Origin of the sequence: Acetobacter papayae JCM 25143 (assembly GCF_000613285.1) — a bacterium.
In the GTDB taxonomy this organism is placed as follows: Bacteria; Pseudomonadota; Alphaproteobacteria; order Acetobacterales; family Acetobacteraceae; genus Acetobacter; species Acetobacter papayae.
Genome location: NZ_BAIN01000004.1, coordinates 39,204 through 53,351 on the forward strand (window position 1 = coordinate 39,204; position 14,148 = coordinate 53,351).

Consider the following 14,148-nt stretch of genomic DNA (forward strand, 5'->3'; position numbering starts at 1 on the left):
AAGGGCATGCAATCAGTGTTCAGGTGGGATAAAAGGTTTTCAGAAAACAAAGGGCCATTCAATGAACACCGGATGCGCATCACTGTCGGGTCTGAGCGCACCATTGTTCGGGCTTGTGCTGACTGGGGGGCAGAGTCAGCGCATGGGCACGGACAAGGCCGCCCTGCCATATGCGGGCCAGCCGCAGCTTGTGCGGGCGTTTACCCTGCTGAGCCCGCGGGTGGCATCCTGTTTTGTCTCGTTGCGTGAGGCGCAGCGTAACGACCCGTTGCGGCGGCACTATCCTGCCATTGTCGATACGCTGGAGGGGTGTGGGCCTATTGCGGGGCTTGTTGCGGCCCATACGGCGTATCCTGACGCGGCGTGGCTGGTGCTGGCTTGTGATATGCCACTGATGGACGGTGCCAGCTTGATGTGCTGATCGCGCAGCGCGCGCCCCGCTACCATGCGGTAGCGTTCAGGAGTGAGCATGATGGCCTGCCCGAACCATTCTGCACGATCTGGGAACCTGTGGCCCTTGAGCTGCTGGGTCAGCAGGTGGCGGCGGGCAGGCTGAGCCCGCGCCGGGTGCTGGTGGGGGAGGCCACACGGGTTGTACCAGCCCCTAGCCCCGTGGTGCTGCATAATGTCAATACCGGGCAGGAGCGTGAAAGAGCCGTGGAGATGATGAACACCATGCGGAATGTAGCCAGAAATGGGTGAGGGTTCCGGCACGCGGCTTTCGCCCCTGCGCCCCCTGTTTGAAACGCTGGACGTGACAGCGCTGGACAGCCCCGATGCGCCAGTTGCACTCAATGTTGCGGATGAAGTGCCAGTCAGGCTGGTTTTCAACGATATTTTCCCACACGGCACCATGATGCTGACGCCTGATGATCTGGAGGATTTCGCGTTTGGCTACTGCCTGACCGAACAGATTGTGCAGGGCGTGGAGCAGATCCGTTCTGTCAGGGTGGTGGATGAGGGCGATGGTCTGGCATTGCATATCGTCATAACCGGAGAGCGGCTTACTCTGCTGCTCCGGCGCAGGCCCCGTGCCCAGACAGGCCATTCGAGCTGCGGCCTGTGTGGGAGCGATGATGTCCCTACCCCTGAGGATGTGGGCTGCGCGCCGCTGGCATGGGGGGGAGAAATTGCCGCTGAGGCCGTGCTGGATGCCCTGCACGCGCTTGAGGCGTGCCAGACGCTGAATGCCGCAACCCGTATGGTGCATGGTGCGGCTTGGGCTGACCCACAGGGGCGGATTCTGCTTATCCGTGAGGATATCGGGCGGCACAATGCGCTGGATAAACTGATTGGTGCGCGCATGCGCGCTCATGCCCGGCCTTCAGCCGGAATATGCGTGCTCACCAGCCGGTACTCGTTTGAAATGGCGCTCAAGACCGTGCGGGCAGGCATGGATATGGTTGTGGCGGTTTCTGCCCCCACGGGCCGGGCTCTGCGGCTGGCTGAAAGCATGAACCAGACCGTAATCGCCATTGCGCGGCCGCACAGGCAGTTTGTCTTTTGTGGGGGGCAGCGTCTGGTTGGGCGATAGGGAAAACAGGTGTGGGGAGGTTAAAAGTGCCAGTATCCGGGTATTGGGGGAAATAGTACCAAGTTAATCACTATAATTCCCTATATATAGATAAAGTGACGGTATTCTTAAAATTTGAAATTATAAGACACAATGTCTTGATTAGGATCAAAGACATAGTAAACCGTACGTGTTTCAAATATTATCCATTTTGTAGCGATCAGAATAACAGGACACATCCTTATGACGAGCCTTGGGCGCAGAGCGTTTTTGGTGAACACCGGCACATGCGTCGCGGGTGCCAGTGCTATTGCTCTGGGGTTTGTCCCGCCCCGCGCGCAGGCGCAAGAAACGCGGCAGTACAAGCTGCTCCGCGCGCGTGAGACACGCAATAACTGCACCTACTGCTCGGTTGGCTGCGGTATTCTGATGTATTCTCTGGGAGACGGCGCAAAAAACGCCAAGCCTTCCATTTTCCATATCGAAGGGGATCCGGATCACCCCGTAAGCCGTGGCTCCCTTTGCCCCAAGGGTGCCGGGCTGGTCGACTTCATTCACAGCGAAAGCCGCCTGCAATACCCGTCCTATCGTGCGCCCGGCAGTCAGGAGTGGAAGCGCATAAGCTGGGAAGAAGCGACCGACCGCATCGCCCGTCTGCTCAAGGATGACCGCGACAAGAACTTTATCCAGACCAACGCGAAAGGTGAGCGTGTCAACCGCTGGGTCAGCACCGGCATGTTGGCTTCTTCCGCCGCCAGTAACGAAACAGGGCTGCTGGATTTCAAGTTCGCCCGCTCGTTGGGTATTGTAGCGCTGGATTGTCAGGCCCGGCTTTGCCACGGGCCAACCGTTTCCGCGCTCGGTTCAAGCCTTGGCCGTGGGGCCATGACCAATAGCTGGGTGGATATCAAGAACGCCAATGTCGTGCTGATCATGGGCGGCAACCCGGCGGAAGCGCACCCGGTTGGTTTCAAATGGGTTATGGAAGCCAAGATCCGCAACGCCGCACATGTGATGGTGGTGGATCCGCGCTTTAACCGTAGTGCAGCGGTGGCGGATTTCTACGCGCCAATCCGGGCCGGGTCCGATGCCGCTTTTCTGCTCGGTGTCGTCAATTACCTGCTGACCCATGACAAGATCCAGCATGAATATGTTGCGGCATATACCAATGCAGCCCTGATCGTGCGGGATGATTTCCAGTTTCATGATGGGCTGTTTACTGGGTACGATGCGAAAACCCGCAGCTATGACATGGCCTCGTGGGAATATGAGCGTGATGAGCAGGGCTATGCGAAAAAAGACCCCACGCTGCAAAACCCGCGCTGTGTGCTGAACCTGCTGCGTGAACACGCAAGCCGCTACACGCCTGAACTTGTCTCGCAGATAACCGGCACGCCGGAAAAGGATTTTCTCCATGTTTGCGAAACACTGGCCGCCACCAGTGTTCCCGATCGCACCTCCACCATCCTGTTCGCGCTGGGGTGGACCCACCACACGAATGGTTCGCAGATTATTCGCACGGCCGCCATTGTTCAGATGCTTCTGGGCAATATTGGTATGCCCGGTGGTGGCATGAACGCCCTGCGGGGCCATTCGAACATTCAGGGCTATACCGATCTGGGCCTGCTTTCCACCCGCCTGCCCGGTTACATGAACCTGCCCAAGGACAGCCAGCAGACACTTGATACCTATCTGCAGGACACGACCCCCAAGGCTGATGAACAGGGTGAGGTCAATTACTGGCACAATACGCCCAAGTTCTTTGTCAGTCTGATGAAAACCCTTTGGGGCGATCATGCGACGCTGCCAATAACTGGGGTTATGAATGGCTGCCCAAATGGGATCGCAGCTATGACATGCTGGCCTATTTCGACCTGATGGGGCAGGGCAAGGTTAACGGCTATATCGCGCAGGGTTTCAACCCGCTGGCCGCCATGCCAGACAAGAACCAGATGCGCGATGCGCTCTCCAAGCTCAAATTTCTGGTCACGATCGACCCGCTTGATACGGAAACAGCCAATTTCTGGCAGAATCAGGGTGTGTATAACGACGTAAAACCCGAAGAGATTCATACCGAGGTTTTCCGTCTGCCCTCCACCTGCTTTGCCGAGGAAAATGGCTCCATTGTCAATTCCGCGCGGTGGCTGCAATGGCACTTCGCCGGGGCGAAACCGCCGGGCGAGGCATGGGGCGATGGCCGTATTCTGGGCACGATCTTTACCAAGCTGCGCGCTCTTTACGCCAAGGAAGGCGGCGTATGCCCCGAGCCTGTGCTGAACATGCAGTGGAACTACCGCGACCCTGAAGAGCCCACGGCAGAAGAAGTGGCGCGTGAAGCCAATGGGTACGCTCTGGCCGATATTCAGGATGCGTCTGGCGCGGTTGTCGTGCGCAAGGGCGAGCTGCTGCCTGATTTCTCGGTTATGAAAGATGATGGCACGACAAGCAGCTATTGCTGGATTTTTGCCGGGTCATGGACGCAGGCAGGCAACCAGATGGCCCGGCGCGACAATACTGATACCGGGCTTGGCAACACACCGGGCTGGGCCTGGGCGTGGCCAGCCAATCGGCGTTTGCTCTATAACCGCGCCTCTCTTGACCCGCAGGCCGCCCATGGGACCCGCGCCGCCAGATTATCGAATGGAACGGACAGCGCTGGACAGGGGCCGATGTGGCGGATTATCCGCCTACCTCGCCGCCGGCCAGCGGAGTTGGACCTTTTATTATGCAGAGCGAAGGCGTGGCGCGCCTGTTCTCGCGCAAGGGGCTGGTGGATGGCCCGTTCCCCGAGCATTACGAACCGACAGAAAGCCCCATTATGGGCGGCGCACTGGGCAAGACCGTGCGGCACAACCCGGTTGCACGCATGTTCCCTGATGACGTGTCGCGCATGGGCAAGCCTGAACAGTTCCCTTATGTGGCCACAACCTATTCCGTTACGGAGCTGTTCCGCCACTGGACAAAACATTCACGGCTGAACGCCATTATGCAGCCCGAACAGTTTGTCGAAATTGGTGATCGTCTGGCGGGCAAGCTGGGTATTGCGGCCGGGGATATGGTGCGCGTTTCCTCACAGCGTGGCTATATCGAGGCCAAGGCCGTGGTGACCAAGCGGCTCAAGCGGCTGAATGTGCTGGGTCAGGAACTCGATCAGGTGGGTATTCCCTGCCACTGGGGCTTCAAGGGGGCTACGCGCAAGGGCTTTCTGGCCAATACGCTTACACCGGCCATGGGAGACGTGAACTCCCAGACACCGGAGTTCAAGGCGTTCCTTGTTAATGTCGAGAAAGTCTGAGGAGCGCTGAACAATGGGCATGCAGTCACAGGATATTATCAGACGCTCCGCCACCAACGGTTTTACACCTGCGCCACAGGCACGCAGCCATGAAACCGAGGTGGCCAAGCTGATCGATGTTTCCCTCTGCACGGGGTGCAAGGGGTGTCAGGTCGCGTGTTCCGAATGGAACGACCTGCGCGATGAGGTCGGGCATAATGTGGGTATTTACGATAACCCCGCCGATCTGACGTCTGAAACATGGACCGTCATCCGGTTTGACGAGGTGGAAGACGAAAGCGACAAGCTGGAATGGCTGTTACGCAAGGAAGGCTGCATGCATTGCGAGGACCCGGGTTGCCTCAAGGCCTGCCCGAGCCCCGGTGCCATTTTGCAGTTTGCCAATGGTATTGTCGATTTCCAGTCCGACCAATGTATCGGGTGCGGTTACTGCGTGGCAGGCTGCCCGTTTGATATTCCGCGTATCAGCAAAACGGATAACCGTGCCTATAAATGCACACTTTGTGCAGACAGGGTGGCAGTGGGGCAGGAACCAGCCTGCGTGAAAACATGCCCCACAGGCGCGATTTCTTTCGGCTCCAAGGCAGAAATGAAGGATCTGGCGGCAGACCGCGTGGATGAACTCAAAGGGCGTGGCCATAATGGTGCAGGCCTGTATGACCCGCCGGGTGTTGGCGGCACGCATGTCATGTACGTGCTGACCCACGCTGACAAACCAGAGCTTTATCATCGCCTGCCAGCCGACCCGACCATCAGCCCTGTTGTGCGGGGCTGGAAGGAGTGCTCAAACCACTCGGTGCACTTGGTTTTGTCGCAACTGTGGCCGGGGCCTTTGCCCATTACATGGGGGTTGGCCCCAATGAGACGGACGAAACACCCCATAAGGAGCCGGAGCCAGACCCGGCGGAGCAGAAGCCCGATAACGGGCCTTCAGACAAAGCGGGAGATGCGTGATGGATACTGATAATCGCGTGCTGCGCACGAAGTTTGGTGACCGTCTGCTCCACTGGACAATGGTGAGCTGCTTCTTTCTTGTCGCTATGTCAGGTCTGTCGTGGTTTTTCCCGAGCCTGCACTGGCTGGGCAGCGTGCTCGGGCCGCCGCAGCTTGCGCGTATTCTGCACCCGTTTCTGGGGGTGGCGGTATTTGTGCTGCTGATGTGCATGTTCGTGCGCTTTGTGCATCATAACATGCCGGTGCGTACCGATGCTGTCTGGTTCCGCCATGTTCTCGATGTGCTGCTGAACCGGCATGGGCAGAAACTCCAGATCGGCAAATATAATGCCGGGCAGAAAATCCTGTTCTGGGGCATTATGGCGCTGATCAGCGCGCTGTTCGTGACGGGGGTGGTGATCTGGCGCGCTTATTTTGCCATGTATTTTCCCATTCCGGTTATCAGGCTTGCCCTTCTGGCCCATTCGGCGGCGGCTTTGGCACTGATCCTGCTGGTGCTGGGGCATATTTACATGGGGCTGTGGGTGCGCGGGTCCATTACGGGCATGATTACCGGCTATGTTTCGCGCGCCTGGGCACGTCAGCATCATGACAGATGGTATGCCGAGGAAGTAGCCCCTGAAGACACCACGCCCGTAAAGCCTCATTCCTGATGCGGCCTGATTCCGACATTGTTCCGCTGGACAAGCGGACACCGGGTGTGGCGGCCATAGAACCGCTGATTTTTCCCCGGCTTGATCGCCTTTACACACGGCGTGCGGAAAAACTGCGCGCGCTGACGGAAAGCGAAGAAGAAAATACGCCGTTACTGAACAGCGAATATTTTCTTTTTCTGGCGCATCTGGTCGATGGGCAGAAAAAGTTTGTCGAGCAGTTTCCCCTCAACGCGGCAGATGCTGCGATTGTCCGTAATCTGGCAAAGGATGGTTACGGGCAGATAGGTCTTGAAGACACGCTTCTGGCCCTGACTGTCTGGCAATCTGCCTACGCGCAGTTGATGGAAGACCTGAGGCCTCACTTGCAGCCATCGGTCGCAACGGCGCTGATAGCCGCTCTGGATACGCCCGCCACCCTGAGCGGGCAGGCTGCGCTGCTGCTGCGTGGGCAGTATGATCAGGTTGATCCGGGGCTGGCGGTTATTCTGTGGGCAGCTTTGTCCGTGTGCTGGGCGCAGGCCATGAGCCAGCATGAAGTGGTGGCTGGTATCGGGCAGGCTACGCATTGCCCCTGTTGCGGAGCACCGCCGGTCGCAAGCCTTGTGCTCGGGGGCGACCGCGAGGGCCTGCGTTATCTGCAATGCAGCCTGTGTGAGACGCGCTGGCACCGGGTGCGGGGTGTCTGTGTAAACTGCCATTCTTCGGCTGATATTCAGCACTATTCACTTTATGAAAAAGCCCCCGAACAGGCAGAAGTCTGCGGTGAGTGCGAAACCTATATCAACGTATATCGTTTGGATTACGACCCTGATCTGGAGGCAGTATCGGGTAATTTCGTCAGCCAGATACTGGATGATCTTGTAGAGCAGGAAGGGTTTTCTGGTTTTGGTTTTAACCCTTTTGCCTTCCCCGGATAAACTCGGGCCCGATAGAAAACCGGATATAAGAAACGAGAGAGCCTGAATGTCGGACGATACACCCTGTATGGTTGAATATGATACCGCACAGGCTATTCTGACTGCCGCACTCAACCGGTTGCTGCACGACAGGGTGGAAACCGTTACCCCCCTGCAGGCCTGTGGCCGTGTGTTGGCGGAAGATGTGCAGGCCAGAAGCCCCCGGCCAGAGGTCGATATTTCCGCCATGGATGGATATGCCTTCCGCCTTGGGGAGATGCAGCAGGCTGGTGCGGCGGGTCTTCCGGTGCGGGGTTATGTTGCGGCGGGTACAAGACCTGCTCCCCTTGCTGCCGGTGTTGCCTCTGAAATCCTGACGGGTGCGCGTATTCCTGATGGAGCGGATTGCGTGGTGGCGCGGGAGCGGACAGCACTCGTGAGTGGCCATGTCGTTCTGGCGGAGGGTGTTACTGCCAAGCCGGGCATGAATATCCGCTGGTCAGGAGAAGAGTTTTCGGCAGGGCAATGCCTTCTTGAAAGGGGTGCAAAGTTGGATTGGCGGCATGTGCCCTTGCTGCTTGATCAGGCAAGACGGCGGTACAGGTTTACCGGCCCCTGACCGTGAGCGTGTTAGCCAATGGGGCGGAGTTTGGCTGTCAGGCGGAAGATGGCCGAACGGAACTGAATACACACATGCTCGAAGCCATGCTGCGCAGCGAAACCGTGTGTGTGACCAGACAGGTTGCGGCCTCGGACAATCCTGACGAGTTGGAAAATGCTCTGCGCCGCTGTCTGCAACAGGCGGACGTGGTGGTAACGACAGGGGGGATTTCTGTCGGCCAGACAGATCATGTCCTGCCTGTGCTGCAACGGATGGGGGCATCCTGTCTGTTCCGTAGGGTTCGCATGCGGCCGGGCAAACCCATGACGGTCATGCAGGTGGGCAAGACGGTTGTGTTCTGCCTGCCGGGCAATCCGGGGGCGGCGGCGTTATGCGCCCAGCTTTTTGTCGTGCCGTTTCTGGCCGCCATGAGCGGTTGTGCCGCGCAGTTGCAGCCGCGTATGCCCGTTATGGGGCGTAGCCAGTTTGCCTATATGCCGCCGCCGGATGCAACGTGCTTCCTGCCGGTTGCGGCTCATAATGATGGGGGTGAAACCCGTTTCAGCCTTGTGCCTTCGGTCGGGGCGTCGGACATCCAGTGCCTGACTCGCGCTTGTGGGGTTATGCAGGTTGAGGCGGGCTGTGCGGTGCAGGCGGAAGACTGGGCGCGGATGATACCGTTTAGCGCGCTCAACGCGTAGGTTCTGCCTGATCCAGCACTATGGGTGCTGCATTTTTTCTGATGAATGCAGCAATGCCTTCAAGAGCATTTAGCGCCATGAAGGTCAGGTCAGGCCGGTGTTGCGGTATGCTTGGGCTGTCTGTCACCACCAAGGAAATCGCTGCTGTATCGGGAAAAAGCGGGGGTTTTTGTGTAGTAGGCCGCCAGACTTCCAGACTGGCGGGAACCGTCGCATGAAAGCCTTCCACTAAAATCAGGTCCACGGGGCTCATGGCCTGTAAAAGCGTGGTCAGGGAGGGCGGGTGATCCATTTCATGCTGGAGCACCCATCGCTGCGGGGTTGCCAGCATGACTTCATGCGCACCATTTTGCCGGTGCAGGAACGTATCCTTGCCCGGCTGGTCCATATCCACACCATGATGGGTGTGTTTGATAGTCGAAACCTTCATGCCATTTTCAAGAAAAATCGGTAAAAGACGCGTAATGAGCGTTGTTTTTCCTGATCCGCTGCGCCCGGTTATACCAAAGACTGATTGTGTGCGAGCAACTGGCATGCGGTGGGTCACTGGCATTTGGCAAATGCCGTGGTTACTGAATTTGCGCCTGATAGGCAGCCAGTTTTGTGTTGATGTCTTTTGCAAGTTTGACCAGATCCATATTGGATGAGGCGATGATTTCAGCATCGAGCACCGGTTTCATCCGGGCGATTTCACGGGTGAGGTAGCGGATATACTGGCGGTCGAAAGCCGCGCCATGGAGTGTTTTCAGCCGGTTGATGACGCTCTGGTCTTCTTTGGGGGCCGCAGTAGGCAACGTGATGGTATGGGGGGCTACCAGCTTTGTAAGGGTAGCCTGCTGGGCTGTGGTGTCCTGCGCGATGGTCGCACCCAGTGTTGCGAGGTCACTGCGGCCTGCATTGGTCTTGGCACTGGCGGCGGTAGCGCTCTGCACGATGTTCATGGTGTTGAGCTGCTGCACGAAGGCAATATCGGCTGGCGTGAGCGCTGCAACAGTCGCTTTCAGCGGGGGGAGGGGGGGGGCTGGCGGCTGTGCATGGGTGCAGGCACCGAGCGCGAGCAGCGATGTCATGAGGGGCAGCAGGGCGTGCAGCCTGAAGCGCGATGCTGTTGACATGATCGGCGGTGTCTCCCTGAAGTCTTTGCTCTGTAACGCTGTCGGGCGGGGCATGCCTGCACCACCCCGGCCTGCTGGCCTTGACGATTAAGTGCCCATGATGATGGCTCGGGCAGCGGAAGGCAATGCTGGGGTAGAAGATTATGTGCCGCCCCGGCCCTATTGGGGCGCGTGGTCGGGTTGGTGCGCCTGTTCATGTGGCCGCAAGGGTTGCATCTGGTGGAAAGGGCGCATTAAGTTGACCAGACAGGTCCGTTATGGTGCGCCTGCCAACAGGCCAGAATGTGGAGAGACCCCGGTAGATGAAGTATCGTAATGTGAGTGCGCTGTGCCTGTCCTTTTCGCTTTTTGGCCTGAGTGGATGTGGATATTTTGATTCGCGGGCGGCTCACAAGGCGCAGGTCACTATGATCGGCATGACATCGTATGACCTTCAGGCCTGTGCCGGTTTGCCCAGTTCCACCAAGCAGCTTAACGATACGACACAGATTTTTGTCTATACCGGCACCCAGCCGCAGCCGAGCTTTGGGGGGTCTACCCTTATTCCGGTAGGGGATATTGTCACAACCGTTGCCCAGCTTGGCGGTGGTGGGGGTACATCCTGCACAGCCGTAATCCGTCTGGATCATGATCGGGTGTCGGATGTGCATTATGCCGGTAATAACGACGAGATTATTGGCACAGACGGGATCTGCTCCATTATTACCCGTGGCTGCGCCCGCCAGCCTGAAGGCACGATGAAGTCCTCGGCCGGGGGTGTGTTCGGGGTTTCTGCGTTCCATTCACCGACAACACCTAACCAGTCCACCTCGGCTACCTATTCTACCCAGTCGGGCGGGGTTGTGGTCAATCCTGACAAGACTTCCTCCGAACCGGCGATTATTCCGCGCACCAAGTAAGGGGTGCTCTGCTCAAGCGCTTGCCCGTAACGAGTGTTCGGGCGGGGGCAGGGCTTAGCTACGGGGGTATTGTGCTGCCTGCTGCGCCTTGATGGTCACCCAGTGGAGGGCTGTTTCCGCCTCTGGCAGATCAAGCGCACCGGAATCGACATCCTGACCAATGCTCAGCGATGCCTGATCCACCTGAGTTATCAGGCCGTAGCCCGGCCCCATTGCTGCTGGGCCATAATGCTGGTGCGCAAGAGCAATGCAGTTAAAGCGCTCATAAGCACTGCCTTTTTTGAACGGATAAGCCGCGAAACACTGCGATACAGCCTCGTGCATGGCACCGCGGCCTTGATCATCTACGCATCCGCAAAGCAGAAAAAGCAGCACGCCTAGTGTATATGGAATGGCAAGGCGTGGTCTGCTGGTCATGCGTGTTTTTTCTGGCTTCATGCGTCTGGCCGTATTGCCGGTCTGTATCATGCCATATGCCGGAAGCAGCCGGTTTCATGATCGTTTATCAGCCCGCAGGCCTGTAGCCACGCATGTACGATAACTGGCCCCACAAAGCTGAAACCACGTTTTTTCAGGGCGAGGGAGAGCGCATCACCCTGTGCGGAGCGGGGGCTGTGCGTATCGCCCTGACCCATGATGCTGATCATCGGTAAAGCTCCAGACAAAATGCGAAAAATCCTCACCATTATCCTGCATGGTCAGGTAGGCCCGGGCATTGCGGATGGTGGCGGTAATTTTCTGCCGGGAGCGGACAATGCCACTATCGGCCATAAGCCGTTCAATATCGCTTTCGCCGTAAACTGCGATACGGGCTGGATCAAAGCCCTCGAACGCCCGGCGGAATGCCTCGCGCTTGAGCAGGATGGTGCGCCATGAAAGACCGGCCTGAAAACCATCCAGTATGAGGTTTTCCCATAATGTTCGGCTGTCGCGTACCGGCACACCCCACTCCCTGTCATGATAGACCCACTGGGTGGGGTCGTTCTGCGCCCAGCGGCAGCGTGTTAGGGTGTCGCTCATCGTACTTTCCGGAACGTCAGGTTATAGCGCAATGCGCCCGTGAGCGGGTGCATGCCTTCTTTGAGGGCAGTGATACCATGAAACACCAGACGTGACGGCCCTCCCCAGACAGCGACATCGCCATGGGTCAGCCGGTAGCGTGCTGTGGGGTCATTGCGCTGTAGCCCACCCCACAGAAAGGTTGCAGGCAAACCGAGCGAGACCGAAACGATGGGCGCGTTATGGTCTTGCTCATCCCGGTCCTGATGTAGAGAAAGGCGGGTGCCCGGCGCGTAGCGGTTGATGAGGCAGGCATCGGGTACAAACGCGCTGAAACCCATAGCCTGTGCAACCCTGCTGGCAAGTTCCATGAACAGGGGTGGTATGGGTGGCCATGCAAGCCCTGTCTGGGGGTCTATTGGTGTGTAGCGATAGCCGGAGGGGTCTGAAATCCAGCCTAGTGAGCCTGCATTGAGCATGGCTACGGACATGTGTCGGCCACCTGGTGTCTGCATATGGCGAAATGGTGCCAGCCGGGAAAGATGCTCGACCTGTTCCAGAAGCATATCGGCCTGATCAAGGGCAAAACCGCCAAGGATGGCGGCTTCTGGCCCGAGGTCGGTCCGGCGGCGTTCAAAGGCAAAGAGATCAGGCAGCATTGTAAAAATATGCGTCCATGCTGTGGGCTGGTGCGGCATGCGCCCATGCTGGCCAAGCCTTGCCTTTAACATGGTAACAGTCCGCGCCGAATGCCACAGACAAGGCTGCTTATCGCAATTTTCAGGGCGTGTGGTCGGGTGTCTGGGGTGGTGTGCGTGCCTCACGCTGTTCGATCAGCCACAGTCCCCGCACCATCGCCTGTAGGTGATGGTCCATATAGGTCAGGACTTCCTGATGCGGGATGCCCTGACTGGTTCGCATCGCGCGCACCATGCTGTCCGCATTCGTCATCAGCCACTGGTGTTCGCCAATCCGGCTGCCTGTGCGGGTGATGGCGCGCAGGCGGCGTTCCACCCATGCGGTAGTGCGCCGCAGGTGGCTGTCAGCACGAAAGCAGAATGGTGACAAAGGTAAAACGCACGAACAGCACAGCCGCCAGAAAAGCCAGTGCCGTGTTGAGAAATGCAGCCTCATCCAGCCGTCCTGTATTGGAGGGGCCGATCAGAACAGGCAGGAACATGTTGAAAGCAAAGGCCTGATTGACCAGCCGGGGTGAGCGGGCGGCCAGCCCACCTATGACCATCGGCACAAGTAGCAGCAATGCCAGACATTCCGGCGCGGTGACGGAGGGGATTATCAGAAAGACGCAAACCCCCGCCACCCCCGCGCACAGGGCTGCTCCATGGTAGAAACCGGCCGAGGCTAGAGCAGGCACTTCGCGCGTGGCCAGCAGCCCGTATACCAGTGCCACGAACGAGACAAAGGTAGGCCCGGCAGGCCATGCCGTAACAATCCAGACCAGCCATGCGGCCAGAATGCCAAAGGTCGCCCGGATACCGTTATGCAGGGCTTCGACCGCATGGCGGGGTGAGCGGCTGGCAAAACGGAAGCGGTCCCGCCGGGGTGGGGCCAGAATGGCGCTGATATGCTGGCGCGCTGCCGTCAGATCGCGCGTGCAGATGGTTTGGGCTGCGCCACCACGTGCATGGGCCATGGCGGCAAGCAGGTTGGCAAGTGCCGCACGGGCGTGGTCAGCCGCATGCCCCTGTCCGCCGCCCATTTCCAGCACATCGAATTCAACACGGGCGTTGGTGGCCACCAGATCGCTCAGCAGGTGGCTTTCTGTTTCCACATCAAAGGCAGCGGGAGAGGGGCTGACACCTGCGGCCACCCTGTCCACCAGCGCGCGCAGGCGTGCGGGCAGGCGAACACGGGCTGCCGTGCGCGCACCGGGGAGGAACAGTACGGCCAGAGCCGATTCACATAAAATACCCAGCACGATGTAACTGCCACGTGCGATAGCGATATCGAAAACACTATCCGGCTGTTCAATGGCTCCGGCGGCAACAATGGCTGAAGTAAAACTGGCGACAAGCAGGCCATAACCCCGGTAACCGTCGAAAAAGGTGCTCCGCCACAGCACAGGCCGATCCATAAAGCCAGCCCCACAAAAAACAGCCCTTCCTGCTGGGGAAACAAAGCAATCAGGCCTACACCTGCAACGCAGCCAACTCCTGTGCCCGTCAGCCGCCAGCGTGCTTTTGACAGCGATTCCCCGCGTGATGCAGTCGCCACGACCCAGACTGTCAGGGGAGCCCATTGCGGGCTGTCCAGTTCCATCCACATGGCGATAAGCAGCGAGAGCATCGCTGCCAGCGTGTTGCGCAGCGCAAACCCCAGATCGGCCATGGCAGGGGCGGTCAGCCAGCGCCAGCGGTCGCCCCATACGGGCAGGTTTGTCCCTGCCAGCCCAGCGCTTCTTGATCCTTCCGCCACCGCTCCGCTCCAAAAAGCGACAAGGTGGGCCTGCCGGGATTATCCGTCCAAGTGTTTGTTTTCATCTGTTCATAAGCATTACT

General features: G+C 58.5%; 16 protein-coding genes and 3 pseudogenes. 10 read left to right on the forward strand and 9 right to left on the reverse strand.

Annotation, left to right across the window (positions count from 1 at the left end; translation table 11 throughout):
* Positions 1-61 precede the first annotated feature (61 nt).
* The 9 genes and pseudogenes from mobA (at position 62) to JCM25143_RS23200 (ending at position 8,616) form a co-directional block, all read left to right on the forward strand.
* A complete protein-coding gene (mobA, locus tag JCM25143_RS23185) occupies positions 62-421 on the forward strand; it encodes a molybdenum cofactor guanylyltransferase (RefSeq protein WP_234394876.1) in 360 nt (119 codons plus the stop codon).
* Positions 415-702, forward strand: a complete 288-nt coding sequence (locus tag JCM25143_RS23190) for a hypothetical protein (protein ID WP_234394877.1) — start codon at positions 415-417, stop codon at positions 700-702. Before mobA ends, JCM25143_RS23190 begins: the two co-directional genes overlap by 7 nt.
* Positions 695-1,534, forward strand: coding sequence for a formate dehydrogenase accessory sulfurtransferase FdhD (gene fdhD / locus JCM25143_RS02005; RefSeq protein ID WP_234394878.1), 840 nt, complete (start codon positions 695-697; stop codon positions 1,532-1,534). The genes JCM25143_RS23190 and fdhD overlap by 8 nt, the downstream gene beginning before the upstream one ends.
* 222 nt (positions 1,535-1,756) lie before the next feature.
* A pseudogene (fdnG, locus tag JCM25143_RS16015) lies at positions 1,757-4,808 on the forward strand (formate dehydrogenase-N subunit alpha).
* Between the two features lie 13 nt (positions 4,809-4,821).
* Positions 4,822-5,762, forward strand: a pseudogene (gene fdxH, locus JCM25143_RS16020) (formate dehydrogenase subunit beta).
* Entirely contained in the window at positions 5,762-6,415 is a 654-nt protein-coding gene (locus JCM25143_RS02020; protein WP_025859847.1) for a formate dehydrogenase subunit gamma, read from the forward strand. The pseudogene fdxH and the gene JCM25143_RS02020 overlap by 1 nt, the downstream one beginning before the upstream one ends.
* Positions 6,415-7,335 carry a formate dehydrogenase accessory protein FdhE gene (fdhE, locus tag JCM25143_RS02025; protein WP_025859848.1) on the forward strand — a complete coding sequence of 307 codons (921 nt, stop codon included), beginning with the start codon at positions 6,415-6,417 and terminating at the stop codon, positions 7,333-7,335. Before JCM25143_RS02020 ends, fdhE begins: the two co-directional genes overlap by 1 nt.
* Positions 7,336-7,381: 46 nt before the next feature.
* Positions 7,382-7,933 carry a MoeA family protein gene (locus tag JCM25143_RS23195; RefSeq protein WP_234394879.1) on the forward strand — a complete coding sequence of 184 codons (552 nt, stop codon included), beginning with the start codon at positions 7,382-7,384 and terminating at the stop codon, positions 7,931-7,933.
* 2 nt (positions 7,934-7,935) lie between these two features.
* Positions 7,936-8,616 carry a molybdopterin-binding protein gene (locus JCM25143_RS23200; protein WP_234394880.1) on the forward strand — a complete coding sequence of 227 codons (681 nt, stop codon included), beginning with the start codon at positions 7,936-7,938 and terminating at the stop codon, positions 8,614-8,616.
* Here the strand turns inward: JCM25143_RS23200 and mobB are convergent.
* Together mobB and JCM25143_RS02040 are read right to left on the reverse strand one after the other, a co-directional pair.
* The gene (mobB, locus tag JCM25143_RS02035; RefSeq protein WP_025859849.1) at positions 8,606-9,151 is read right to left on the reverse strand and encodes a molybdopterin-guanine dinucleotide biosynthesis protein B; all 546 of its coding nucleotides are present in this window, start codon (positions 9,149-9,151) and stop codon (positions 8,606-8,608) included. The genes JCM25143_RS23200 and mobB overlap by 11 nt on opposite strands.
* 34 nt (positions 9,152-9,185) lie before the next feature.
* Positions 9,186-9,731, reverse strand: a complete 546-nt coding sequence (locus tag JCM25143_RS02040; RefSeq protein ID WP_025859850.1) for a DUF4142 domain-containing protein — start codon at positions 9,729-9,731, stop codon at positions 9,186-9,188.
* A 407-nt stretch (positions 9,732-10,138) separates the two neighbouring features.
* Here JCM25143_RS02040 and JCM25143_RS02045 point away from each other — a divergent pair, with 407 nt between their 5' ends.
* The gene (locus JCM25143_RS02045) at positions 10,139-10,630 is read left to right on the forward strand and encodes a hypothetical protein (RefSeq protein ID WP_025859851.1); all 492 of its coding nucleotides are present in this window, start codon (positions 10,139-10,141) and stop codon (positions 10,628-10,630) included.
* A gap of 54 nt (positions 10,631-10,684) precedes the next feature.
* On the opposite strand, the gene JCM25143_RS02050 is transcribed toward JCM25143_RS02045, so the two are convergent.
* The 7 genes and pseudogenes from JCM25143_RS02050 to JCM25143_RS25040 all read right to left on the reverse strand — a co-directional run.
* Positions 10,685-10,954, reverse strand: coding sequence for a hypothetical protein (locus JCM25143_RS02050; RefSeq protein WP_025859852.1), 270 nt, complete (start codon positions 10,952-10,954; stop codon positions 10,685-10,687).
* A 140-nt stretch (positions 10,955-11,094) separates the two neighbouring features.
* Positions 11,095-11,277 carry a DNA-3-methyladenine glycosylase I gene (locus JCM25143_RS24575; RefSeq protein ID WP_267879899.1) on the reverse strand — a complete coding sequence of 61 codons (183 nt, stop codon included), beginning with the start codon at positions 11,275-11,277 and terminating at the stop codon, positions 11,095-11,097.
* Positions 11,222-11,650, reverse strand: coding sequence for a DNA-3-methyladenine glycosylase I (locus JCM25143_RS16030; RefSeq protein WP_267879900.1), 429 nt, complete (start codon positions 11,648-11,650; stop codon positions 11,222-11,224). The genes JCM25143_RS24575 and JCM25143_RS16030 overlap by 56 nt, the downstream gene beginning before the upstream one ends.
* Positions 11,647-12,288, reverse strand: a complete 642-nt coding sequence (gene alkB / locus JCM25143_RS02060; RefSeq protein ID WP_051542776.1) for a DNA oxidative demethylase AlkB — start codon at positions 12,286-12,288, stop codon at positions 11,647-11,649. Before alkB ends, JCM25143_RS16030 begins: the two co-directional genes overlap by 4 nt.
* Positions 12,289-12,409: 121 nt before the next feature.
* Positions 12,410-12,697, reverse strand: coding sequence for a hypothetical protein (locus tag JCM25143_RS23205; RefSeq protein WP_234394881.1), 288 nt, complete (start codon positions 12,695-12,697; stop codon positions 12,410-12,412).
* The gene (locus tag JCM25143_RS25035; RefSeq protein WP_369347345.1) at positions 12,672-13,349 is read right to left on the reverse strand and encodes an FUSC family protein; all 678 of its coding nucleotides are present in this window, start codon (positions 13,347-13,349) and stop codon (positions 12,672-12,674) included. Before JCM25143_RS25035 ends, JCM25143_RS23205 begins: the two co-directional genes overlap by 26 nt.
* Positions 13,329-13,978, reverse strand: a pseudogene (locus JCM25143_RS25040) (FUSC family protein); the annotation flags it as partial. The pseudogene JCM25143_RS25040 and the gene JCM25143_RS25035, both read right to left, overlap by 21 nt.
* Positions 13,979-14,148 lie beyond the last annotated feature (170 nt).

Coding starts and splice junctions, on each gene's coding strand:
- JCM25143_RS02040 (WP_025859850.1), bottom strand. CDS start 9,731: ATGTCAACAGCATCGCGCTTCAGGCTGCACGCCCTGCTGCCCCTCATG.
- JCM25143_RS24575 (WP_267879899.1), bottom strand. CDS start 11,277: ATGATCAGCATCATGGGTCAGGGCGATACGCACAGCCCCCGCTCCGCA.
- fdhD (WP_234394878.1), top strand. CDS start 695: ATGGGTGAGGGTTCCGGCACGCGGCTTTCGCCCCTGCGCCCCCTGTTT.
- JCM25143_RS02020 (WP_025859847.1), top strand. CDS start 5,762: ATGGATACTGATAATCGCGTGCTGCGCACGAAGTTTGGTGACCGTCTG.
- alkB (WP_051542776.1), bottom strand. CDS start 12,288: ATGCTGCCTGATCTCTTTGCCTTTGAACGCCGCCGGACCGACCTCGGG.
- JCM25143_RS23195 (WP_234394879.1), top strand. CDS start 7,382: ATGTCGGACGATACACCCTGTATGGTTGAATATGATACCGCACAGGCT.
- mobB (WP_025859849.1), bottom strand. CDS start 9,151: ATGCCAGTTGCTCGCACACAATCAGTCTTTGGTATAACCGGGCGCAGC.
- JCM25143_RS02045 (WP_025859851.1), top strand. CDS start 10,139: ATGATCGGCATGACATCGTATGACCTTCAGGCCTGTGCCGGTTTGCCC.
- JCM25143_RS25035 (WP_369347345.1), bottom strand. CDS start 13,349: ATGGGCGGCGGACAGGGGCATGCGGCTGACCACGCCCGTGCGGCACTT.
- JCM25143_RS16030 (WP_267879900.1), bottom strand. CDS start 11,650: ATGAGCGACACCCTAACACGCTGCCGCTGGGCGCAGAACGACCCCACC.
- mobA (WP_234394876.1), top strand. CDS start 62: ATGAACACCGGATGCGCATCACTGTCGGGTCTGAGCGCACCATTGTTC.
- fdhE (WP_025859848.1), top strand. CDS start 6,415: ATGCGGCCTGATTCCGACATTGTTCCGCTGGACAAGCGGACACCGGGT.
- JCM25143_RS02050 (WP_025859852.1), bottom strand. CDS start 10,954: ATGCACGAGGCTGTATCGCAGTGTTTCGCGGCTTATCCGTTCAAAAAA.